We start from the raw sequence: 951 nt of genomic DNA, 5'->3' as shown, positions 1-951 counted from the left end.
ACTTCTTCGCCGTCTATGACGCCTGGCTCGACGAGAAAGACGCAAACGGTATACCCCATAACATCGGGCAGATGCCGGACCGCACGCTGGAGTGGCCCAATCCGAATAATCCAGACAAGCAGTTCAAGCTCGGCCAGTTTATGTCCGATCTCAAGCACCGCGGGCATGTCGACCCGGACGGTGAGATGGCCGATATGCTGGCAGGAGAAGGCGGCTTCGAGGTCATCTACCGGAATGAGGGCGACACATCGAGATTTGATGGCTTTAGGATACCCGGGGAGCCGCCACCGAAGCCCCGGCCGCCAACGGCCAAGCAGGAAAAGGACAATCAGGAGCGGATCGCGGGGATTCAGCTTTGGGTGGGGCCAGATGGCAAGAACTCGGGCAAAATTCCCGCCGACGCAAAAGAGGTGAAGGATGACGGGGGGAAGGTTTACCCCGTCGGGCAAACATTTCATGTTTTGCGGCAAACGGGATTTTCGTTTCATCAGGGACTCTTCGATGTTCTGAACGATAACGGTTTCCAACCGAAGGTCAACCGCAACAAGATTCTAATCCCCCGAGACAAGAGCACGCTTGTCACTGTTGCCGAGAAGGCAGAGAAGGACAAGGCGACGTTCGCCGCTTATGACCTCTGGTGCGAAGGCGACTCCACAAGGGCGGGAAAGATCCCTGCATACGACACCCCGGTCACGCTCCCGGAAACGGGGGACGTCATTGATCTCGGCAGACGGATGCATACTCTCATCCGCCACGGGCTTGTGGATCCGCAGAGGATGATCGCTCAGGCTCTGAACGCCCGTGGGCTGCAGACGGAGTATCGGGGCAAGAAGACCTTTCTTGGCCGCCCAGAGGAGGCGGCCGGTGGGGAGTCGCGGTCGGTGTCCGCCGCGACGCAGAAGGTCGCCAATCTGGCTGTGGGTCGTCGGCCCTTGCCGTGGGAGGGTGCGT

The 951-nt window shown here is 59.5% G+C and carries 1 protein-coding gene; it reads left to right on the top strand.

Annotated features, from left to right (window positions below; genetic code table 11):
* Positions 1-951 (top strand): hypothetical protein (locus ACLQ24_RS29855; RefSeq protein WP_425895075.1); only part of this gene is annotated, 951 nt, incomplete at both ends.

The sequence above is a fragment of the Micromonospora sp. DT4 genome (assembly GCF_049841675.1).
Lineage (GTDB): Bacteria > Actinomycetota > Actinomycetes > Mycobacteriales > Micromonosporaceae > Micromonospora.
This window is presented reverse-complemented; position numbering and strand designations above follow the sequence as displayed.